Raw genomic sequence first — 21,726 nt, forward strand, 5'->3', positions numbered from 1 at the left:
TCCTCCGGGCTTTCCCTTCGGTCTTTCGTGTTTCCGACTCTATCAGACTCTTTCGTGTCCGATTCCCCGTCGGAGCGGGGCTTGCCTTCCAGTTCCTCGCTTTCGCGTTTCCCTTTCCGGCGATTCCGACTCTATCAGATCCTTTCGGGCCTGATTCCCAGTCAGAGGGGATTGCCTTTCCGGCTGTTGGGCCGTTCCGACGAGTGAGACTTTAGCGAATCACTGCCCCCGACGCTAATCGGGGGTGCGTCCCTTCGAACGCGGATTCCTCATTTCGCAAAAGCGCACGGAAAGCAGAACGACAACGATGCGTCGTTCGCTTCTGGTGGTCTTGCGGAATGGCTGTCCGGGGCCGACCGGGGTCGGTGCTCACGTCGGACAACTCGGAGAACACTACGGACGGCGGAATCCCGTGTCAACCTGGGGCCTGCCCCGGACCCCCAGGCATGTCAACTGGCTTCTGGGTGACGGAAAGCGGCGCGGTAGTCCCGGGGGCTGGTGGCCAGGTGGGCGGCGAAGTGCTGGCGCATGGTGACGTCGCTCCCGAAGCCCGCCCGGCGGGCGACCTCAGGGAGGGGATGGTCCGTGAGCTCCAGGAGCTTCTGGGCGGCGGCCACCCGCTGGGTGATGAGCCAGTGGAGCGGGGTGGCGCCTGTGGTGGCCTGGAAGTGGCGGGCGAAGGTGCGTGCGGACATGCCGGCGCGTGCGGCGAGCGTCGCGACGGTGTGGGGTTCGTCGAGATGGGCGAGGGCGTAGGCGCGGACGGTGGCGAGCGTGTCGGCCTCGCGGTCGGCGCGTGGCGTGGGGTGCTCGATGAACTGCGCCTGGGTGCCGGAGCGGAAGGGCGCCGTGACCATCGAGCGGGCGATGGTGGCGGCGGCTTCGGCGCCGTGGGCCGTACGGACGAGGTGGAGGCAGAGGTCGATGCCGGCGGCGGTGCCGGCCGAGGTCCAGATGTTCTCGTCATGGAGGAAGAGGGCGTCCGGGACGACGGTGACCTGGGGGTGGTGCGTGCGGAGGAGGTCGGTGAGGTTCCAGTGGGTGATCGCCCGGCGCCCGTCGAGGAGGCCGGCCTGGGCGAGGGTGAAGGCGCCTCCACACAGGGCGGCGAGGGGGGTGCCTCGCTGGTGGGCCGCGCGCAGGGCTTCCAGTACGGGAGGCGGTGCGGGGCTGAGGTGGTCGTCCAGGCCGGGGACAACGATCAGGTCGGCGGAGTCCAGCCAGTCGAGGGTGCGGTCCGGCGTGAGGGTGAGGCCGCCGCGCATGGGGACGGGCCCCCGGTCGACGGCGGCCCTGCGGAGGTCGAAGGAGGGGACCCCCCGGTCAGTGCGGTCGACGCCCCACACCTCGGTGATGACGGAGACGTCGAAGGCGCGGATGCCGGGGAAGGTGAGGAGGCCGATCCGCTGGGGGGCCGTGGGGCGGTTGGACGCGGGCGGTGTCACCGGGGCTGTCGCGGGGGTCGCCATGGTTGGCAGTAAACCATCGGTCGATGGCATCCATACCTCTGGGACGCGGGGCCTCCTGGCGGCACCATCGAGGTATGGAGATCAACGAGAACGCAGCGCTGGTGGTCGTGGACGTGCAGAAGGGGTTCGAGGAGGAGGACTTCTGGGGGCCGCGGAACAACCCCGGCGCGGACGACAACATCGCCGCGCTGATCGACGCGTGGCAGACGAGCGGGCGGCCGGTCGTCTTCGTACGGCACGACTCGGTGAAGCCGAGCTCGCCGTTGCGGACGGGATATGAGGGCAACGGCTTCAAGGAGTACGTGGAGGAGAGGAGAGGGAAGGGCGCGGGCGACGAGCTGTTCGTGACGAAGAGCGTGAATTCCGCGTTCTACGGGACGCCCGATCTGCACGCGTGGCTGCGGGAATCGGGGGTGCGGCAGATCGTGGTGGCCGGCATCCAGACCAATATGTGCGCGGAGACGACGGCCAGGATGGGCGGGAACCTGGGGTACGAGGTGTTCTTCGCGCTGGACGCGACCTACACCTTCGATCAGGCGGGGCCGTTCGGGTGGGCGCTCACCGCGGAGGAACTGGCGCGGGCCACCGCCGTGTCGCTGCACGGCGGTGGTTTCGCACAGGTCGTGGCCACGGAGGAGCTGGTCGGTGCCGCGAAGAAGTGACGACCCGTGCCGCCTCCTGTCTGGCGTCAGCCGTTGCCGGAGGCGAGCTCGCGGCTGCGGTCGCGGGCCGCTTCCAGGGCGGCGATGAGGGCGGCGCGGACGCCGTGGTTCTCCAGCTCGCGGATGGCGCTGATGGTCGTGCCGGCCGGGGAGGTCACGGCTTCGCGGAGCTTGACCGGGTGTTCGCCGCTGTCGCGGAGCATCACGGCGGCCCCGATGGCGGCCTGGACGATCAGGTCGTGCGCCTGGGCGCGGGGCAGGCCGAGGAGGATGCCTGCGTCGGTCATCGCCTCCACCAGGAAGTAGAAGTACGCCGGGCCGGAGCCGGAGAGGGCGGTGGCCGCGTCCTGCTGGCTCTCGGGGACGCGGAGGGTCTTGCCGACGCCTCCGAAGATTTCCTCGGCGTGGGTGAGGTGTTCGGTGGTGGCGTGGCTGCCGGCCGAGATGACGGACATGCCCTCGTCGACGAGTACGGGTGTGTTGGGCATGACGCGGACGACGGGGGTGCCGGTGGTGAGGCGCTCCTCGATGAAGGAGGTCGGGATACCGGCGGCGGCGCTGATGACGAGGCGGTCCGCGGTGACGTGAGGGGCGAGCTCGTCGAGGAGCTTGCCCATGTCCTGGGGCTTCACGGCGAGGATGAGGGTGTCGGCGCGCTTGGCGGCCTCGGCGTTGGTGACGGGCTCGACGCCGTAGCGGGCGCGGAGTTCCTCGGCGCGTTCGGTGCGGCGGGCGGTGACCAGAAGGTTGGCGGGGCGCCAGCCGGCTCGGATCATGCCGCTGAGAAGGGCTTCGCCGATCTTGCCGGTGCCGAGGACTGCGACTGTCTGGGTCATGGCTCTGTTCACCTCGCCGGTGGGGGTACGTGTCGCCATCCTCGCACCGTGGGCGGGGGGCGGGGCGGGGTGTCCGAGGGGCGGTACGGGTCCGGCGGGCCGTACGGCGCCGGTCCGGTCAGGCCGTACGGCGGCGGAGGGTGGCCGCGCCCAGGATGAGGACGAGGACGGCGCAGGCGGCGACCACGAGGGCGTCGCGGATGAAGTCGCCGGTGACGTCGGTGTGCTGGAGGACCTCGTTCATGCCGTCGACCGCGTACGACATGGGCAGGGCGTCGGAGATCGTCTCCAGAACCGGCTGCATGGTGTCGCGCGGGGTGAACAGGCCGCAGAGGAGGAGCTGCGGGAAGATCACGGCCGGCATGAACTGGACCGCCTGGAACTCGGAGGCGGCGAAGGCCGAGACGAAGAGTCCGAGAGCGGTGCCGAGGAGCGCGTCGAGCAGGGCCACCAGGAGCAGGAGCCAGGGCGAGCCGACGACATCGAGGCCGAGGAGCCAGAGGGCCAGGCCGGTGGCGAGGGCGGACTGGACGATGGCGAGGAGTCCGAAGGCGAGGGCGTAGCCGCCGATGAGGTCGCCCTTGCCGAGCGGCATGGCGAGGAGGCGCTCCAGGGTGCCGGAGGTGCGTTCGCGCAGGGTGGCGATCGAGGTCACCAGGAACATCGTGATCAGCGGGAAGATGCCCAGCAGCGAGGCGCCGATGCTGTCGAAGGTGCGGGGGCTTCCGTCGAACACGTACCGGAGCAGGAAGAGCATCACGCACGGCACGAGGAGCATGAGGGCGATCGAACGCGGGTCGTGACGCAGCTGGCGCAGGACGCGGGCGGCGGTGGCGAGGGTACGGGCGGCGCTCATCGGGGGGTCTCCTGGCGGGCGGTCTCCGGGCGGGTGGTGTCCGTGTCCGTGTCGGTGGCGGTGGTGGCCGTGCCGGCGGTTCGGTCGCGGGCGGCGGCCGCGTCGACAAGGTGGAGGAACGCGTCCTCGACGGTCGCGGTGTCGTTGCGGCGGCGCAGGGCGTCGGGGGTGTCGTCGGCGAGGATCTCGCCCTCGCGCATGAGCAGGAGGCGGTGGCAGCGTTCGGCCTCGTCCATGACGTGCGAGGAGACGAGGAGCGCCGCGCCGCGCTCGGCGGCGATGCGGTGGAAGAGGTTCCAGAGATCGCGGCGGAGTACGGGGTCCAGGCCGACGGTCGGCTCGTCGAGCACCAGGAGCTCCGGAGTGCCGAGGAGGGCGACCGCGAGGGAGACGCGGCTGCGCTGTCCGCCGGAGAGGTTGCCGGCCAGGGAGTCGGCGTGGGAGCCGAGGTCGACGTCGTCGATCGCCCGGGCGACGGCGGCGCGGCGGGTGTCGTGGTGCCGGCGGCCGGGCTGGAGGACGGACGCGAAGTAGTCGAGGTTCTGGCGGACGGAGAGGTCGTCGTAGACGGACGGGGCCTGCGTCACGTACCCGATGCGCGAGCGCAGCGACGCGTCGCCCGCGGGGCGCCCGAGGACCTGGAGGGTCCCGGTGACTTTGGCCTGGCTGCCGACGATCGCGCGCATGAGTGTCGACTTCCCGCAGCCGGAAGGGCCGAGCAGCCCGGTGATCTGGCCCGGCGGCACAGTGAAGTCGAGGCCGCGGAGGACGGTGCGGTCGCCGCGGACGACGGTGAGGGCGTGGGCCGAGATGGCGGGGGTGGCGGGACGCGGGCCTGCTTCGGGCGGGGCGGCGGCGCCGGAGCTCCCCGGGTCACCGGAGTAATTCATCATGCGATGAATAGTGCGCCTGGCGGGTGGGCGCGTCAAGGGTGGCGGTGGGTGGGGTTGGGGCTTTGGAGGGTTGGGTGGAGCTCGGCGGCGCTCCTCGCGGACGCCGGCGCGGCGCGGGGGCGTCGACGCGGACGTGCGAGCGCTTCGTCGCGGCCACGCGGGCGCGGGAAGCCAGCCGTCGTACGTCGTCACCCGGGCATGCGGCCGACGAACTCGGCGATCTCAGGAAGGGCACGTCCAAGACGTCTGGAGCACGAGCGCGGTGCGTTCGGCGGCGGGGATGAGCCGTTCCGGGACGGTGAGGACGGCGATACCGATGGACTCGTCGAAGGGTTGCGGGGTCCTCCGGGCCGGTCTCGGTGAGTACGGGTGCGGGGAGCCAGGGGGCGGCGTACCTCTCGGCGGGCACGCACGGATGCCGGCTGGCCGGAGCAGATGCGGGTGACGCGGTCGTCGGAGGGGCGCGCGGGTCGGTGGCGTGGCCCTCGGGCAGTGCCTGCCGGGTCGGCCACGACTCCTGCGCCGGCGTCGTCGGTGGCGGCGACCGAGCCGGTGACGCGGCACGCGACCCCCCCACGGGCGGGGGCGGCACGGCTGAAGACTGCCGGGGCGGCCTGGACGCGCCCGCCTGGCCGTTTGCGGGGCCTACTTGCGCTTCGGCTTCTTGCGGGGCGCCGGTTTGCCCGTTCTGGTCGCCCGGCGCTTCTCGTACCGGGCGCGCGCCGTCTCGTACTCCTCGCGCCGCAGCTTCTCCCCCGGCGCCTCGACGAGCGAGCGGAAGAAGTAGGCGAGGAGCGAACCGATGAAGCCGATCGCCTTGAGGCTGCGCAGCGAGTCCTCGCGCGCGGGGTCGGCCGGGCGGCGCGAGAAGCCCTCCCAGGTCTTGCGGAAGGCGATGGCGCTGCAGACCGCGAACATGACGACGACCAGGGCGTTGACGAAGCCGCCGACCTCGGCGACCTCCAGGCCCTGGTAGGCGAAGCGGAGCACGAAGCAGCCGGCGACTGCGGCGGCGAGCGAGCCGAGGGCGACGGCGGCGCGGCGCAGGCCGTACCGGCCGTCGTGGTCGACCCATGTGGTCCCGAAGAAACGGATCTCCTCGGGGTGGGGGCCGGGGGCCGAGGTCGGTGCGGCGGGCCGGGCCGGCGCCGGGTGCTCGTTCTGGTCGTCGCTCACCCGTCGATTATCCCCGGGGCGCCGCGCTCGCCGACCCCGGCCGGCCGCTGGGCCCGTGGGGCTCGGCCCGGGCAGCCCGCCGCGTCGGGTCGCCCGGTCAGGAGCAGCGCGGGGCCACGTACCCGTCGCTGCCGGTCTTCACGTACGCGTCGGAGACGTACTCCCCGCTCGCGATGTTGTCCCAGAGCGCTGTGGTGCCGTACGGACCGCTGACGCGCTCGCCCGGACGCTGGCAGTGGATCGCGACCGTGGAGCCCTCCGGGAGCGTGCGCACGATCCGGTACTGGGTGCCCGGGCCGCTGCGGACGTTGACGCGGTAGCCGGGTGCGATCGGATAGCGCGTACCGGTGGCGGTCTGCGCGAGCGCCCCGGCCTCTTCGATGGACATGTGGTTCTCCCCCGTGGACATGTGGTGCTCCTGTGTACGACGCGCGCAGGCTAGCAAGCTCCCCCGGGCTTCGACGCACCATGGACTAGGCTCCGTGCGTCGTGCGCGCGCACGAATAAAAGGGGAAAAATACGGGGTGGGGCTATGCCACCGTTGCGCGGTACCGGCAGGAGCCGGGAAGCGGAGGATCCGGAATACGCCGGCACATACCGTCTCGAAGCCTGCCTCGGCTCCGGCGGGATGGGGGTCGTGCATCTGGCCCGCTCCGCCTCGGGACTGCGGCTCGCGGTCAAGGTCGTCCATGAACACTACGCGTCGGACCCGGAGTTCAGGGCCAGGTTCCGGCAGGAGGTGGCGGCCGCGCGCCGGGTGAGCGGCGCCTTCACCGCGCCGGTCGTCGACGCGGACCCCGACGCGGCCCGCCCGTGGATGGCCACGCTCTACGTACCCGGGCCGACGCTCGCCGCGCAGGTGAAGCGGAACGGGCCGCTGGCTCCGGCCGAGTTGCGGCGGCTGACCGCGGGACTGGCGGAGGCGCTGCGCGACATCCACCGGGCCGGTGTCGTCCACCGGGATCTCAAGCCCGGGAACGTTCTGCTCACCGACACCGGGCCGAAGGTCATCGACTTCGGCATCTCACGGCCGGTGGACAGCGATCTGCGCACGGAGACGGGGAAGTTGATCGGCTCGCCGCCGTTCATGGCGCCCGAGCAGTTCCAGCGGCCCCGGCAGGTGGGGCCTGCCGCGGACGTGTTCGCGCTCGGGTCGGTGCTGGTGCACGCCGCGACGGGGTGCGGGCCCTTCGACTCCGACAGTCCGTACATCGTCGCGTACCAAGTGGTGCACGACGAGCCGGACTTGACGGGCGTACCCGAGGACCTGGCGCCGCTGGTGGCGCGCTGCCTGGCCAAGGAGCCCGCGGAGCGGCCCACTCCGGACGAGATCATGTCGGCGCTGCTGCCGCCGTCGTACGAAGCGGCGGCGTTCATACCCGCCCAGCGGCGGCCGGAGAGCGCGCCGGCCCGCGACTTCGACACGCGGGCGCTGATGCCGCCCGGCGGGCCGGGTGCGGGTGCGGGGGCTGGGCCGGGGGTTGGGCCGGGGACCGGTACGGGGGCGGCGCGGAGCGTGCGCCGGCGCCGGTGGCCGTTCGCCGTCGCCGCGCTCGCGGTACTGGCGGCGGGAGGCGTCGTCGCGGTGCAGCAGGCCGGATCCGACGCGCGTACGGCCCGGCCGCAGCAGGCCGGGATGGCGGAGCCTTTCGGCACCTGGCAGACGCCACTGGTGACGCGGGGCGACTCGGCGCCGGTCTGCGACCACACGAACGGCGCGCTCTACTGCACCGCGCGCGGCATCGGCGCCGCCCGGCTCGATCCGGCGACCGGGCGGATCCTCTGGTCGCGGCCCGCCGGGACGGAGGTGGAGATCGAGGCCCCCGCGTTCTCGGGCGGGCTGGTCGGCACGACGACCGCCGACGGGCGGTACCGGACCTACGATCCGGCTCGCGGCACGCCCGGGTGGAGCACGGACGTCTCCGGCTTCCTGGACGGCGTCCACCCCGCGGGCGACACGCTGCTGTTCGGCTCCCGCTCCGGGACGGTGACGGCCGTCGACGCGGCCACCGGCAAGCAGCGCTGGCGGCACGCCCTGCGCGGGCACGCGGAACCGCGCTTCGGCCCGTACGACGCCGGGACCGGGCTCGTCCATGTCTTCGAGGCGTCGGGCAACGGCGGCGGGACGCTGGTCAGCGCGGTACGGGCGCGGACCGGGGAGACCGTCTGGCAGCGGCGGCTGGACGGGACGCTCTTGCCGGTCGGCACGGGCGCGGGCGGCGCGCTGTTCCTGACGTCCTCGCAGCGCGACTCGGGGGCCGACGCTGTGGTCCGCTACGACCCCGAGCGGCGCAGCGCGCGCCGCGTGGCGCTGCCCTTCCGGATGTCGGAGGCGCAGGCCGCCGTGCGCGGGGACACGGTGTACCTCGTCTCCGGTGGCGGCACCCTCCTGGCCGTCGACACGGCCGGCGGGCGCGAACTGTGGCAGCTGGAGATGGGCGGCCGCGTGTCGGCGCCCGCCGTCGGCGAAGGCGACCGCTTGTACGTGTCGTCGGCGGACGGACGCCTCCTGGCGGTGGACACCGCACGCGGCGCGCTCCTGGGCCAGACGAAGCCCAAGCTCCGCGAGGGAAAGCTGGGTTACGCTCCGACTCTGCCCTCCCCGGTCGCCGCCTCGGGCGCCGTCTTCGCGACGGCCCCGGACGGCTCGGTCTTCGCGGTGCCGGCGAGCGACCCGGCGTCGTGGTGAGGGGGCGGTGGAAGCGGCGGGCCCGGGGGCGCCCGACGGCCCGCCACACGGCCCGCCGGCCACGGCACCGCGGCGGGCTCACCGGCCGGGGACTCCGAACACACGGGCACTGACGTAACCCCGCGGGCCGGCGTCAGCGGCGGTGACCCCGCCGCCACGCACACAATCGGGCACGGACCACCCAGACAGTTCCGGCACCGCACCGGGCACAGCCCCGCGGGCCGGCGTCAGCGTCGGTAGCTCCGCCGCCACGCACACGGTCGGGCACGGGGCGCCCTCCGCCGAGCCGATCGCAGCGAACCGGGCGAGGCGCGCCGGGCGGGTGGGGACGCAGCCGCGAGCGGGCGGGGGGCGTCCCACGCCGGGCGCCGCGGCGAGGAAACCGGACACCACTCCCCACCGCGGCCGACCGGCTGCCGTGAACGAGGCCGCCGCGACCGGGCCAGGCGCACCCGGGCCGTGACCCGGGACAGCGCCTCCCACGCGGCCTGGCGTCGCCTCTCGCACAGGAGGCGTACGCCCGTCAGGCCGAAACGCGGGCGTGAAAACACGAAGAAGCGGGGAGGGGCGTCGTCCGCCCTCTCCCCGCTTCGGAAGTCGGTTGTCCGGGCTCAGGCGAGCTTCGACACGTCCCGCACCGCGCCCTTGTCCGCGCTCGTCGCCATCGCCGCGTAGGCCCGCAGTGCCGCCGAGACCTGGCGGTCGCGGTTCTTCGGGGCGTAGACGCCCTTCAGGGCCTCACGACGAGCCGTCAAGTCCTCATCGGAGACGAGGAGTTCGATCGAACGGTTCGGGATGTCGATCCGGATCCGGTCGCCGTCCTCCACCAGCGCGATCGTGCCGCCCGACGCCGCCTCCGGCGAGGCGTGGCCGATCGACAGGCCCGACGTACCGCCCGAGAAGCGGCCGTCCGTCACCAGGGCGCAGGCCTTGCCGAGGCCCCGGCCCTTCAGGAAGGACGTGGGGTAGAGCATCTCCTGCATGCCGGGGCCGCCGCGCGGGCCCTCGTAGCGGATGACGACGACGTCGCCCTCCTTGATCTCCTTGAGGAGGATCTTGTCGACCGCGTCGTCCTGCGACTCGCAGACCACCGCCGGGCCCTCGAACGTCCAGATCGACTCGTCGACGCCCGCCGTCTTCACGACGCAGCCGTCGACCGCCAGGTTGCCCTTGAGGACCGCCAGGCCGCCGTCCTTCGAGTACGCGTGCTCCGCGGAGCGGATGCAGCCGCCCTCCGCGTCCAGGTCCAGGCTGTCCCACCGCTCGGACTGGGAGAACGCGGTCGCGGAGCGGACGCAGCCGGGCGCCGCGTGCCACAGCTCGACGGCCTCGGCGGACGGCGAGCCACCGCGGACGTCCCAGGTCTTCAGCCAGTCCGCCAGGTTCGGGGAGTGGACGGAGTGGACGTCCTCGTCGAGCATCCCGCCGCGGTAGAGCTCGCCCAGGATCGCGGGGACGCCGCCGGCCCGGTGGACGTCCTCCATGTAGTACGTGCCGCCGGGGGCGACGTTCGGCGCGACCTTCGCCAGGCAGGGCACCCGGCGCGAGACGGCGTCGATGTCCTTGAGGTCGTAGTCGAGCCCGGCCTCCTGGGCGGCGGCCAGCAGGTGCAGGATCGTGTTGGTCGAGCCGCCCATCGCGATGTCGAGCGCCATGGCGTTGTCGAACGCGGCGCGGGTGGCGATGTTGCGCGGCAGGACCGACTCGTCGTCCTGCTCGTAGTAGCGCTTGGCGATCTCGACGACCGTGCGGCCGGCGTCCTCGTACAGCGCCCTGCGGGCGGTGTGCGTGGCGAGGACGGAGCCGTTGCCCGGCAGGGAGAGGCCCATGGCCTCGGTGAGGCAGTTCATCGAGTTGGCGGTGAACATGCCGGAACACGACCCACAGGTCGGGCAGGCGTTCTCCTCGATCCGCAGGACGTCCTCGTTCGACACGTTCTCGTTCGCCGCGTCCACCATGGCGTCGATCAGGTCGAGCTTGCGGACCGTGCCGTCCACGAGGGTGGCCTGGCCGGCCTCCATCGGGCCGCCGGAGACGAAGACGACCGGGATGTTGAGGCGCAGGGCGGCCATCAGCATGCCGGGGGTGATCTTGTCGCAGTTGGAGATGCAGATCAGCGCGTCCGCGCAGTGCGCCTCGACCATGTACTCGACCGAGTCGGCGATCAGGTCGCGCGACGGGAGGCTGTAGAGCATCCCGGCGTGGCCCATGGCGATGCCGTCGTCGACGGCGATCGTGTTGAACTCGCGCGGGACCGCTCCGGCCGCCTTGATGGCGTCGCTGACGATCCGGCCGACCGGGGCGAGGTGGGTGTGGCCCGGGACGAACTCCGTGAAGGAGTTGGCGACGGCGATGATCGGCTTCCCGATGTCCTCGCTGGCTACGCCCGACGCCCGCATAAGGGCGCGGGCGCCCGCCATGTTGCGGCCGTGGGTGACAGTGCGGGACCTGAGCTCGGGCATCGTCGCTCGCTCCTTAGACAGATAGGGCTGTCTTCGAGCGTACGCCGCGTCTCCAAGATCTGGACAGTCTGTCCGGCATGCGGGACGGGTGGCTCAGCCTTCGGTCACCGTCCGGGACGGCCCCTGGATCCGGGGTCCGGGACCCCCTCACGCCTCCGTCAGGTAGCGCTGGAGCGTCGGCGCGACCATCCGCACGATCTCCTCCGGGTCCGCCGAGGCCAGCGGCTCCACCTGGATCACATACCGCACGATCGCGATCCCGATCATGTGCGAGGCCGCGAGCTCCGCCCGGAATTTCGGGTCCGGAACGTGCAGGTCAGCCGCCACGCGTTCCAGTAGCCGGCGCAGGACGAACCCCCGCAGCACCTTCGCGGCCGCCTCGTGGGTCAGTGCCGACCGGATGACCGCCACCAGCGGGGCGCGTGTCGTCGGATTCTCCCAGACCCCGAGGAAGTACCGGGCCAGGCGCTCGCCCACGGCGTCCTTCTCCGCCTCCGCGCCGATCAGGGCGGGGATGGTCAGGGCCGGCTCGAAGGAGACCTCGATGGCGGCGGCGAAGACCTCGTCCTTGGTACCGAAGTAGTGATGGACGAGCGCCGGGTCCACACCGGCCGCCTTGGCGATGCCGCGCACCGACGTCTTGTCGTAGCCGCGCTCCGCGAACTGGGCCCTGGCCGCCTCCAGGATCCGCTCACGGGCGCTGGGGCCGCCGTCCTCGGCCGCGCGCGCGGGCCGGCCGCGGCGCCGGGGAGCCGACGCGCCGGTCATGAGCGGCGGGCGCGGGAGGACGAGGCGGACGCGAGGTGCAGACGGGTGAAGGCCAGCGCCTCGGCGAGGTCGGCCTCACGTTCGGCGGCGGACATCGCGCGGCGGGTGTTGACCTCGATGACGACATGGCCGTCGAAGCCGTTGCGGGCCAGCCGTTCGAGGACCTCCGCGCACGGCTGGTCGCCGCGGCCGGGGACGAGGTGCTCGTCCTTGGCGGAGCCCTTGCCGTCGGCGAGATGGACGTGCCCGAGCCGGTCGCCCATGCGGTCGAGCATCGCCAGGGTGTCGGTGCGGGCGGTCGCGGTGTGCGAGAGGTCGATCGTGTAGTGCCGGTAGTCGTCCTTGGTGACGTCCCACTCGGGGGCGTACGCCAGCATCTCGCGGTCCTTGTAGCGCCAGGGGTACATGTTCTCGACGGCGAACCGGACGTCGGTCTCCTCGGCCATGCGCCAGATACCGGTGACGAAGTCCCGGGCGTACTGGCGCTGCCAGCGGAACGGGGGGTGCACGACGACCGTGGACGCCCCGAGCTTCTCGGCCGCGGCCTGCGCGCGCTGGAGCTTCACCCACGGGTCGGTGGACCAGACGCGCTGGGTGATCAGCAGACAGGGCGCGTGGACGGCGAGGATCGGGACCTGGTGGTAGTCGGAGAGGCGGCGCAGGGCCTCGATGTCCTGGCTGACGGGGTCGGTCCAGACCATGATCTCGACGCCGTCGTAGCCCAGGCGCGCGGCGATCTCGAAGGCCGTCGCCGTCGACTCCGGATAGACCGAGGCCGTCGACAGGGCGACCTTCGCATCCGGGATGCGCACCACTGGTTTTGCCACGAGGGACAGCGTACGGGCCGCCGCCGGGGGACGGGGAGGCGGTCCGCACGCCGAGCGGTGGCACGGGCGGGCGCGAAGCGGGGCGGGCCGCGGACCGGCTACGGACCGGGCGGGGAGTCGTACGGGCCGCGCACGGGCCGGGGCTGGTGCGGGCCGACCGGGGGACGGGGCGGAGATGCGTACGGGCCGCGCGCGGGCCAGGCTGGTGCGGGCCGACCGGGGTACGGGGACGGGAAGCGGGCCCGCGCCGACGCCTTCAGCCCGTCGGGGCACGTGGTCCGTGCGGCGCGGGATCACCTTCTCGCCTTCTCGACGATCGCCGAGGACCACCACGTCGCCGGCGGCTGGACCGCCCGAACGACCGGCGGCGCCGCGCGACCTCAGCCCGTCGGCAGGTGGTCCAGGCGGCGCAGGATGACGCCCTCGCGGAGCGCCCAGGGGCAGATCTCCAGCTCGTCCACGCCGAACAGGTCCATCGCCCCCTCGGCCACCATCGCTCCCGCCAGCAGTTGTGGTGCCCGGCCCTCGGAGACACCCGGGAGGCTCGCGCGCTGGCCCACCGTCATGGCCGCGAGCTTGGGCACCCACTCCTCCAGGGCCTTGCGGCTCAGTACGCGCCCCACGTAGAGCCCTTCGCCCGAGCCGGGCGCCCCGGCGATCCGGGCCAGTTGCTTGAAGGTCTTGGACGTGGCCACGACGTGATCCGGCTTTCCGAAGCGGCTGAACTCGCCGACCGTACGCGCGATCTCGGCCCGCACGTGGCGCCGCAGGGCCCGTATGGCGGTGGTGTCGGCCGGGTCCCCGGGCAGCCACGCGGCGGTCAGCCGGCCCGCGCCGAGGGGGAGGGAGACGGCCGCGTCCGGTTCCTCGTCCATGCCGTACGCGATCTCCAGCGAGCCGCCTCCGATGTCGAGGAGCAGCAGCTTGCCCGCGGACCAGCCGAACCAGCGGCGCGCGGCGAGGAAGGTGAGGCGTGCCTCCTCCTCGCCGGTGAGGACCTGGAGGTCCAGGCCTGTCTCGTCCTTCACCCGGGCCAGTACGGCCTCGACGTTGGTCGCCTCGCGCACCGCGGAGGTCGCGAAGGGCAGGACCTCCTCGCATCCCTTGTCCTCGGCGGCCTGCACGGCGTCGGCGAGCGTGGCGATCAGCCGGTCGACCCCGTCGTCCGCGATGGCGCCCGACGCGTCGAGGAGTTCGGCGAGGCGCAGCTCCGCCTTGTGCGAGTGGGCGGGCTGGGGGCGAGCGCCGGGGTGGGCGTCCACCACCAGGAGGTGCACTGTGTTCGAACCGACGTCGAGGACTCCGAGTCTCATGGGCGGAACGCTACTGCGCTCGCGCGCATACGCTTGGCGTGTGCCAAAGACGAAAAAGGCGAAGCCGGGCAAAGCCGATATCTCGACGGTCCCGATGACTTCCAAGGCCTCCAAGAAGCCGATCAAGACCCTCGAACCGGACGAGAAGGGTCTGGATTTCGCGCGCGCGTGGGTCGAGTTCCCCGATCCCGCCGACGACGAACAGGTCTTCCGCTGCGACCTGACGTGGCTGACCTCGCGCTGGTCCTGCATCTTCGGCAGCGGCTGCCAGGGCATCCAGGCGGGCCGCGCGGACGACGGCTGCTGCACGCTGGGCGCGCACTTCTCCGACGAGGACGACGAGAAGCGCGTCGCCTCCCATGTGGAACGCCTCACTCCGGATCTGTGGCAGTTCCATGACGTCGGCACGTCGAGCGGCTGGGTGCAGAAGGACGAGGACGGCGAGCGTCAGACCCGCCGCTGGGAGGGTTCCTGCATCTTCCAGAACCGGCCGGGCTTCGCCGGTGGCGCGGGGTGCTCGCTGCACATCCTGGCCCTCAAGGAGGGCAGGGAGCCGCTGGAGACCAAGCCGGACGTCTGCTGGCAGCTGCCGGTGCGCCGGACGTACGACTGGATCGACCGGCCCGACGACAGCCGGGTGCTCCAGATCTCGATCGGCGAGTACGACCGGCGGGGCTGGGGCCCCGGCGGGCATGACCTGCACTGGTGGTGCACCTCCGCCACCTCGGCCCACGGCGCGGGCGAGCCGGTCTATGTGACCTACCGGCCGGAGCTGACGGAGCTGATGGGCAAGGAGGCGTACGACGTACTGGCGGGGCTGTGCGCTGCCCGCCTGGCGTCCCAGCTGCCGCTGGTGGCCCCGCACCCGGCCGACCCCACCGCCTGAGGCCGGCCTCCGGCCCGGTCCTCCTGAGGTCCGGTTCGGTCCTCCCGAGTCCGGCCTCCGGATCAGTTCGACTGCGATGGTGACTCCGGTTCGCTCGGCGCCGGCGTCGAGTCCGACGGAGTCGGGTCCGGCCCGGGCGGGGTGGGTGTGGGATCCGGCCCCGGTGGCGTGGTCGACGTCGGGTCGGGGTCCGGCGGCGTGGGTGTCGGGTCCGGGTCGGGCGGGGTCGGCGTGGGGTCCGGGTCCGGCGGCGTGGGCGTCGGCGGCCGATCCGGGCCGTATCCGTCGATCTCGACGATCGCACCGGCCGGGTCGATGCCCACCCGCGCGGTCCACGGGCCCTGCGGCTCGCGGCCGTGGTCCACGGCGATGTAGATCGTGACGGACTCTCCGGGGCGGAGCGTGCCCGAGGTCCGGCTCACGAACAGCCAGGACGCGTTCGTCCACAGCGACCAGGCGACCCGGGCGCCTCCCGAGGCGGTGAGCGTGAGGGTCGTCGTGTCGCCGGCCGGGTGCGCCGCGACCGTGATGCGGCCGGGACCCTGCCCGGCGTGGCCGGGAGGAGCGGGAGTACCGGCGCTGATCACCTCGACCGACACGTCCGGGGAACGGCTGCCCTGGGTGAAGCGCGGTTCGGCCCGGGCGCTGGCGTTGCCCGCGTTCTCATAGTGCTGGTAGGGCCGGCCCTCGCCGCCGGGCACGTCCGCCTCGCTCGCCGTGACCGTGGAGCCGTCCCGGCCCTCGCCGGTCAGCGGCGCGCCCCGGTAGGCCGCCCACAGCGCGAGCACCGGCGCGGCGACCACGGCCGCGACGACCGTGGTCGTCACCGCCCGGGCTCTCATCCGGTCGCGGCGCGCGGCGTGGTCCTTGGGGTCCATCGGGAAACCGGTCGGCCCGAAGCGGGGTGCGCCGGCACGAGCCCGGGGGACGTGCAGCATCGCCACGTACACGGCCGCCCTGGGCGCCTCGACCAGCGGGAGCTTCGCCGGGCTGACGGTCGCGCCCGGCCAGGGGGCCGCGGCGCCCGCGCGCTCGGCGGCGCGCCTGCAGCGGGGGCAGTCGTCGACGTGGCGGACCAGCTCGCGGCGCAGTGTCGCGGAGAGCAGGACCCGATGGTCGCCGGTGAGCTGGGCGACGCTCGGGCAGGTGCCCGTCTCGACGACCGCGAGCGCGGCGCGGGTGCGCTCGACCTCGCACGCGGCGGAGGCCAGCAGTTCGCGTGCGGCGAGGGCGCCGAGGCCGAGGACGGAGGCGACCTCCTGGGGGGCGAGCTGGTGGCGTACGGCGAGCTCCAGGGCCTCGCGCTGCTCGGGGGTCGTACCGGCCGCCTCGGGCCAGGCGAGCAGGGCGAGCTCCGCGTGGCGTCGCTCGGCGGTCTCCTCGGAGACCGGGGGGGCATGAGGCGGGACGACGGCGGGGCGGCCGGTGTGGGCGCCCGGACGGTGGCGGCGCTGCTCTCCGAGCGTGCGCAGACAGGCCCAGCGCGCCAGGGCGTAGAGCCAGGCCTTGCGTCCGGAATCGTCCTGCGCCGGACATCGGCCGTGGTGGCGTTCCGCGATGGCGAGTACGTCTCCGAGGACGGTGGTCGCCGTGTCGTGGTCGCACAGCACCGCGAGGCAGTAGGTGAACAGGCCGTCCAGGTGGGCTTCGTAGTGGGCGGGCGGCTGCTGTGCGAGCGTGCGGGGGCCCGCACCGGCCGCCGCGGTCGTGTCCGCGGCGGTGGGAACGCGGTCCTCGACGGCCCGGGGGGCGGCGGCGGACGCGGTGGCCGTCGGGCGCGAGCCGGCCGGGGTGTCCGAGGTCGACCGGGGCGCGCGACGGTGCGCCCGGTGTGCGCCGGTGGTGTGCGTGGGGGGTTCCAGCCTGCTGCTCGTCACCCGGCGACGGTAGGCAGGCGAAGGCACACTCTTCGTACCTCTTCGACTCTTTTAACACTTACGGGTGAACGTATCCCTCAAAAGGGGACAGTCGCGGTTGCCTTGGTCCTGGCCGAGGCGTTATGGGACAACGGTGGCGGACGGGGGCGGAAAGGGACCGTGGGACGGAGTGTCAGTGGGTGCGGCTACGGTTTCCGCATGGCTGCCCGTACTAAATCCGCCAAGGACAGGCCGTCCTACCGCTGCACCGAGTGCGGGTGGACGACCGCCAAGTGGCTCGGCCGATGCCCCGAATGCCAGGCGTGGGGCACGGTCGAGGAGTACGGCGCGCCCGCTGTCCGTACGACCGCCGCGGGCCGCGTTTCCACCGCCGCGCTGCCCATCGGCCAGGTCGACGGCCGCCAGGCCACGGCCCGCAGCACCGGCGTGCCCGAGCTCGACCGGGTCCTCGGCGGGGGGCTGGTGCCGGGCGCGGTCGTGCTGCTCGCGGGCGAGCCGGGCGTCGGCAAGTCGACGCTGCTGCTCGACGTCGCGGCGAAGGCGGCCAGCGACGAGCACCGGACGCTCTATGTCACGGGCGAGGAGTCGGCGAGCCAGGTGCGGCTGCGCGCGGACCGGATCAAGGCGCTCGACGACCATCTGTATCTGGCGGCGGAGACCGACCTGTCGGCGGTACTGGGGCACCTGGACGCGGTCAAGCCGTCGCTCCTGATCCTCGACTCCGTGCAGACGGTGGCATCCCCGGAGATCGACGGGGCGCCGGGCGGTATGGCCCAGGTCCGCGAGGTGGCGGGCGCGCTGATCCGCGCCTCCAAGGACCGCGGCATGGCCACGCTGCTCGTCGGCCATGTCACCAAGGACGGCGCCATCGCGGGCCCCCGGCTCCTCGAGCACCTCGTCGACGTCGTCCTCTCCTTCGAGGGCGACCGTCACGCGCGGCTGCGGCTGGTGCGGGGCGTGAAGAACCGCTACGGCGCGACGGACGAGGTCGGCTGCTTCGAGCTGCACGACGAGGGGATCACCGGGCTCACCGACCCCTCCGGGCTCTTCCTGACGCGGCGCGACGCGCCTGTGCCGGGCACCTGCCTGACGGTCACCCTTGAGGGACGCCGGCCCCTTGTCGCCGAGGTGCAGGCGTTGACGGTGGACTCGCAGATCCCCTCGCCCCGGCGGACCACCTCGGGTCTGGAGACCTCGCGGGTCTCGATGATGCTGGCGGTCCTGGAGCAGCGCGGCCGGATCACGGCGCTCGGCAAGCGCGACATCTACAGCGCGACGGTCGGTGGCGTGAAGCTCTCCGAGCCGGCGGCGGACCTGGCGATCGCGCTGGCCCTCGCCTCGGCCGCGAGTGACACCCCGCTGCCGAAGAACCTGGTCGCGATCGGCGAGGTGGGCCTCGCGGGCGAGGTCCGGAGGGTCACCGGCGTCCAGCGCCGGCTGGCGGAGGCGCACCGCCTCGGCTTCACCCACGCCCTGGTCCCCACCGACCCGGGCAGGGTCCCTCCGGGCATGAAGGTCACGGAGGTCGCCGACATGGGCGACGCCCTGCGGGTGCTGCCCAGGAGCCGCAGGTCGGCCCCGAAGGACTCGGCGGAGCCGAACGGCTGAGGCGGGGACCGGGACCGGAGGAGCGGGCCGGTGCTGAGGCGAGCCCGGGTACGCGCAGGACGGCGACCGCCCGCCCCGGCTCCGGCCCGGTGAGCGCGAGGACCCGACGCCCGGGCCGGACGCAAGTCCGCACGGATCGGATCCCGACCGCCCCTGCCCACGGGCGCAGGGCGGCGCCCGACCCCCCGGCCGGGCCCCAGTCCGCGCAGATCCCGACCACCCCGGCCCACGGGCGCAGGGCGGCGACCCGACCCCCGGCCGGGCCCGAGTCCGCGCAGATCCCGACCACCCGGGCCCCGGGCGCAGGGCGGCGACCCGACCCCCGGCCGGGCCCGAGTCCGCGCAGATCCCGACCACCCGGGCCCCGGTTCGCGGTCCCGCCCCCGGGGTAGGGGCCGCCCGCGGGACCGGGTCCGCAGGGGGCGGCGCGCGGTCCCCCGTCCCGGTCGACGACGTCCTCGGAGCACCCCGCTGTGCCGCGGCGCAGCCCGGGGGCGGGCGGGGTCGCTAGACTTTGCCCTGGTCTCGCCCATCCGTACGAGCCGGAGGAGTGCAGTGGCAGCCAAGGACGGGGCATCAGCTCCCGGAAAGTCCGGCGGAGGCTCCGGCAACGAAGCCCTGATGCGTGCGTCCCTGAGCGCTGTCGCCCCCGGCATGGCCCTGCGTGACGGTCTGGAGCGCATCCTTCGCGGAAACACCGGCGGTCTGATCGTTCTCGGCATGGACAAGACCGTCGAGTCGATGTGTACGGGCGGGTTCGTGCTCGACGTGGAGTTCACCGCGACCCGGCTGCGCGAGCTGTGCAAGCTCGACGGCGCGCTCATCCTGGACAAGGACATGTCCAAGATCCTTCGGGCCGGCGTCCAGCTCGTCCCGGACGCGTCCATCCCCACCGAGGAGACCGGCACCCGCCACCGCACCGCCGACCGGGTCTCCAAGCAGTGCAACTTCCCGGTGGTCTCCGTGTCCCAGTCGATGCGGCTCATCGCCCTGTACGTGAACGGCGAGCGCCGCGTCCTGGAGGAGTCGGCCGCGATCCTCTCCCGGGCCAACCAGGCGCTCGCGACCCTGGAGCGGTACAAGCTCCGCCTCGACGAGGTCGCCGGCACCCTCTCCGCCCTGGAGATCGAGGACCTGGTGACGGTCCGGGACGTCACGGCCGTCGCGCAGCGCCTGGAGATGGTGCGCCGGATCGCCACCGAGATCGCCGAGTACGTCGTGGAGCTGGGCACGGACGGCCGGCTGCTCTCCCTCCAGCTCGACGAGTTGATCGCCGGCGTGGAGCCGGAGCGGGAGCTCGTCGTACGGGACTACGTGCCGGAGCCGACGGCCAAGCGGTCCCGCACGGTCTCCGAGGCGCTCACCGAGCTGGACGCCCTGAGCCACACCGAGCTGCTCGAACTGCCCATCGTGGCCCGCGCGCTGGGTTACAGCGGGTCGCCCGAGACGCTGGACTCCGCGGTCTCGCCGCGCGGCTACCGGCTGCTGGCCAAGGTGCCCCGGCTGCCGGGCGCCATCATCGAGCGGCTGGTGGAGCACTTCGGGGGTCTGCAGAAGCTGCTGGCCGCGAGCGTCGACGACCTGCAGACGGTCGACGGCGTCGGCGAGGCCCGGGCCCGGAGCGTCCGCGAGGGCCTCTCGCGGCTCGCCGAATCGTCCATCCTCGAGCGGTACGTGTAGCGCGGTCCGCAAGGCAGGCGAAGCGCGGCGGGCGCCCGGCCCGCCACCGCCCCGTCCTCGCCGGGCCTAGTCCTTCGCCAGCGTGAACGACGCCGGCAGCACCTTCGCGCCCGGCACCTGCGCCTCGACCAGGTACGTTCCGGGGCCCGCGGCCGCCGCGGGCGGCGTCGCGCACTGCGGCGCGCTCCGCCTGCGGTCCCACTCCACGGTGTACGTGGCGGTCCCGCCCGCGGGAACACTCAGCAGCACGCTGCCGGCGCCGCGCGGGCAGTCCTTGGACGACCACACCTCGTGGCCCTGGTTGTCGCTGATCGTCAGCACGGCGCGGACCGGTCCGAAGTCGGCCTTGCAGCCGACGGTGGACGTGTTGCGGGCGACCAGCTGGAACTGCGGCTTCTCGCCGGACTCGTACGAGACCTTCATGGAGCGCAGGGTGAACTGAAGGCTCGTGGGCGCGCAGTTGGGCAGCGGCGAGTTCGCCGGGACCTGCTGGCCGGTGCCCGCGCCGCCGCCGGTGCCGCCCGTACCAGTGGTGTCGCCGTTCTTGGCGCCGCCGGCGCCGCTCGCCGTGCCGCCCCCGGTGCTGCCCCCGGTGCCGCCGCCGTCGCTCGCGCCGGAATCGCCCGACTCGTCGCGTCCGCCCGGCTGTTCGCTGATCGCGGGTCCCGACGAGGGGGGCCCCGGGGTGATGGCGGGCGGCTTGGGAGAGGCGCCGTTGGCACCGTCGCTGCCCTGCTTCGAGCCACCGCCGATGGTGGAGACGGACCACACCGCGAGCAGGGCCAGCAGGGCGATCAGGCACAGCGCGACCGCCCTCCGTCGCCAGTAGATGGAGGAGGGAAGCGGCCCGACCGGATTGCGCATAGATCCCACGGACGGAACCTTACGAGAGATCGCCGCCAACTCCCGCCCCACCCGCCGCCTCGCGGCCCAAGTTTTACGGATGATCACATCCGAACGTCCGTCAACGGGGCCCGGGGGCCGTCGGGGCGCTTCGGGCGGCCGTCGCGCCGAGGCGGCGCGTGAGGTCCTGTCCTGGCCAGGTACGGTCCATCAGATGAGCCAGGACCTCTATCTCGACATCACCGACTTCGCCCGCACCACCCCCTCGTGGTTCCAGACGCTCGCCGAGCTGTGGACCGAGGCCGGACTGCTCCTGTTCGGACTGCTCTTCGTGGTCGGCTGGTGGCTGGCGCGTTCCGCCGGTTCGCGGGTGATGGCGCTCGCGCTGCTCGCCCCGCTCGCGACCGCCTTCGGCTATGTGGTGAGCGAGGCCCTGAAGTCCCTGGTCGATGAGGAGCGGCCGTGCCGGGCCGTCGCCGGCGCCGGCCGCCCGCTGGTGGAGTGCCCGCCACACGGGGACTGGTCGTTCCCCAGCAACCACTCCGCGATCGCGGGTGCCGCCGCGGTCGCCGTGACCTTCGCCCTGGTCGCCTTCTGGCGGTGGATCGCCTGGCCGGCCGCGGCGATGGCCGTACTGATGGCGTTCTCCCGGGTGTTCGTGGGTGTGCACTACCCGCACGACGTGGCGGCGGGCCTCGCCCTGGGCGCGGCCTTCGCGTTCGTCTTCGTACGGCTGCTGACCCGCCCTGCCCTGGCACTCGTCGAGACGGCCCGGACCAGCCGCAACACTCTCGCCGTGTGGTGCGTGGGTCGCGGGCCGCGCGCACACGCCTCCGTGCGCCCTGAGCGGGTGCCGCACCGGTCGTTGTGAACGTGTCAGG

18 protein-coding genes are annotated in these 21,726 nt (G+C 73.2%); 6 read left to right on the plus strand and 12 right to left on the minus strand.

Going from position 1 to position 21,726, the window contains the following annotated elements; genetic code table 11:
- Window positions 1-449: 449 nt before the first annotated feature.
- Window positions 450-1,469 (minus strand): GlxA family transcriptional regulator, encoded by a 1,020-nt coding sequence (locus tag ACZ7J0_RS14800; protein WP_470887345.1) that lies wholly within the window; start codon window positions 1,467-1,469, stop codon window positions 450-452.
- A gap of 74 nt (window positions 1,470-1,543) precedes the next feature.
- On the opposite strand from ACZ7J0_RS14800, the gene ACZ7J0_RS14805 reads away from it, so the two are divergent.
- A complete protein-coding gene (locus ACZ7J0_RS14805; RefSeq protein ID WP_470887347.1) occupies window positions 1,544-2,131 on the plus strand; it encodes a cysteine hydrolase family protein in 588 nt (195 codons plus the stop codon).
- A gap of 26 nt (window positions 2,132-2,157) precedes the next feature.
- On the opposite strand, the gene proC is transcribed toward ACZ7J0_RS14805, so the two are convergent.
- The 5 genes from proC to ACZ7J0_RS14830 all read right to left on the minus strand — a co-directional run bounded on the left by proC (window position 2,158) and on the right by ACZ7J0_RS14830 (window position 6,280).
- On the minus strand, window positions 2,158-2,967 hold the full coding sequence (gene proC, locus ACZ7J0_RS14810; RefSeq protein WP_470887349.1) for a pyrroline-5-carboxylate reductase: 810 nt from the start codon (window positions 2,965-2,967) through the stop codon (window positions 2,158-2,160).
- A gap of 118 nt (window positions 2,968-3,085) precedes the next feature.
- Window positions 3,086-3,823 (minus strand): ABC transporter permease, encoded by a 738-nt coding sequence (locus ACZ7J0_RS14815; RefSeq protein ID WP_470887351.1) that lies wholly within the window; start codon window positions 3,821-3,823, stop codon window positions 3,086-3,088.
- Window positions 3,820-4,716, minus strand: a complete 897-nt coding sequence (locus tag ACZ7J0_RS14820; protein WP_470887353.1) for an ABC transporter ATP-binding protein — start codon at window positions 4,714-4,716, stop codon at window positions 3,820-3,822. Before ACZ7J0_RS14820 ends, ACZ7J0_RS14815 begins: the two co-directional genes overlap by 4 nt.
- 645 nt (window positions 4,717-5,361) lie before the next feature.
- Complete coding sequence (locus ACZ7J0_RS14825) at window positions 5,362-5,892, minus strand: hypothetical protein (protein ID WP_470887355.1); 531 nt, start codon at window positions 5,890-5,892, stop codon at window positions 5,362-5,364.
- 97 nt (window positions 5,893-5,989) lie between these two features.
- Entirely contained in the window at window positions 5,990-6,280 is a 291-nt protein-coding gene (locus ACZ7J0_RS14830; protein WP_470887868.1) for an SH3 domain-containing protein, read from the minus strand.
- Between the two features lie 144 nt (window positions 6,281-6,424).
- On the opposite strand from ACZ7J0_RS14830, the gene ACZ7J0_RS14835 reads away from it, so the two are divergent.
- On the plus strand, window positions 6,425-8,581 hold the full coding sequence (locus tag ACZ7J0_RS14835; protein WP_470887356.1) for a protein kinase domain-containing protein: 2,157 nt from the start codon (window positions 6,425-6,427) through the stop codon (window positions 8,579-8,581).
- 611 nt (window positions 8,582-9,192) lie between these two features.
- Here ACZ7J0_RS14835 and ilvD read toward each other — a convergent pair.
- From ilvD to ACZ7J0_RS14855, 4 genes are all read right to left on the minus strand, one after another.
- Window positions 9,193-11,043, minus strand: coding sequence for a dihydroxy-acid dehydratase (gene ilvD / locus ACZ7J0_RS14840; protein WP_470887358.1), 1,851 nt, complete (start codon window positions 11,041-11,043; stop codon window positions 9,193-9,195).
- Between the two features lie 147 nt (window positions 11,044-11,190).
- Window positions 11,191-11,811 (minus strand): TetR/AcrR family transcriptional regulator, encoded by a 621-nt coding sequence (locus tag ACZ7J0_RS14845; protein WP_470887360.1) that lies wholly within the window; start codon window positions 11,809-11,811, stop codon window positions 11,191-11,193.
- Entirely contained in the window at window positions 11,808-12,638 is an 831-nt protein-coding gene (locus ACZ7J0_RS14850; RefSeq protein ID WP_470887362.1) for a sugar phosphate isomerase/epimerase family protein, read from the minus strand. The genes ACZ7J0_RS14845 and ACZ7J0_RS14850 overlap by 4 nt, the downstream gene beginning before the upstream one ends.
- Window positions 12,639-13,018: 380 nt before the next feature.
- A complete protein-coding gene (locus ACZ7J0_RS14855; RefSeq protein ID WP_470887364.1) occupies window positions 13,019-13,951 on the minus strand; it encodes a Ppx/GppA family phosphatase in 933 nt (310 codons plus the stop codon).
- A gap of 94 nt (window positions 13,952-14,045) precedes the next feature.
- Here ACZ7J0_RS14855 and ACZ7J0_RS14860 point away from each other — a divergent pair, with 94 nt between their 5' ends.
- The gene (locus ACZ7J0_RS14860) at window positions 14,046-14,837 is read left to right on the plus strand and encodes a DUF3109 family protein (RefSeq protein ID WP_470887870.1); all 792 of its coding nucleotides are present in this window, start codon (window positions 14,046-14,048) and stop codon (window positions 14,835-14,837) included.
- Window positions 14,838-14,899: 62 nt separating this feature from the next.
- Here the strand turns inward: ACZ7J0_RS14860 and ACZ7J0_RS14865 are convergent, their stop codons facing one another.
- Window positions 14,900-16,714 (minus strand): BACON domain-containing protein, encoded by a 1,815-nt coding sequence (locus ACZ7J0_RS14865; RefSeq protein WP_470887365.1) that lies wholly within the window; start codon window positions 16,712-16,714, stop codon window positions 14,900-14,902.
- A gap of 198 nt (window positions 16,715-16,912) precedes the next feature.
- Here ACZ7J0_RS14865 and radA point away from each other — a divergent pair, with 198 nt between their 5' ends.
- Together radA and disA are read left to right on the plus strand one after the other, a co-directional pair.
- Complete coding sequence (radA, locus tag ACZ7J0_RS14870; protein ID WP_470887367.1) at window positions 16,913-18,322, plus strand: DNA repair protein RadA; 1,410 nt, start codon at window positions 16,913-16,915, stop codon at window positions 18,320-18,322.
- 555 nt (window positions 18,323-18,877) lie between these two features.
- Complete coding sequence (disA, locus tag ACZ7J0_RS14875) at window positions 18,878-20,002, plus strand: DNA integrity scanning diadenylate cyclase DisA (protein WP_468711360.1); 1,125 nt, start codon at window positions 18,878-18,880, stop codon at window positions 20,000-20,002.
- Between the two features lie 66 nt (window positions 20,003-20,068).
- Here the strand turns inward: disA and ACZ7J0_RS14880 are convergent, their stop codons facing one another.
- Entirely contained in the window at window positions 20,069-20,875 is an 807-nt protein-coding gene (locus ACZ7J0_RS14880; protein WP_470887369.1) for a hypothetical protein, read from the minus strand.
- A 184-nt stretch (window positions 20,876-21,059) separates the two neighbouring features.
- Here ACZ7J0_RS14880 and ACZ7J0_RS14885 point away from each other — a divergent pair, with 184 nt between their 5' ends.
- Window positions 21,060-21,716: a phosphatase PAP2 family protein gene (locus ACZ7J0_RS14885; protein WP_470887370.1), complete on the plus strand. Its 657-nt coding sequence runs from the start codon at window positions 21,060-21,062 to the stop codon at window positions 21,714-21,716.
- Window positions 21,717-21,726: the final 10 nt, after the last annotated feature.

The sequence above is a fragment of the Streptomyces sp. NPDC038280 genome (assembly GCF_055600045.1).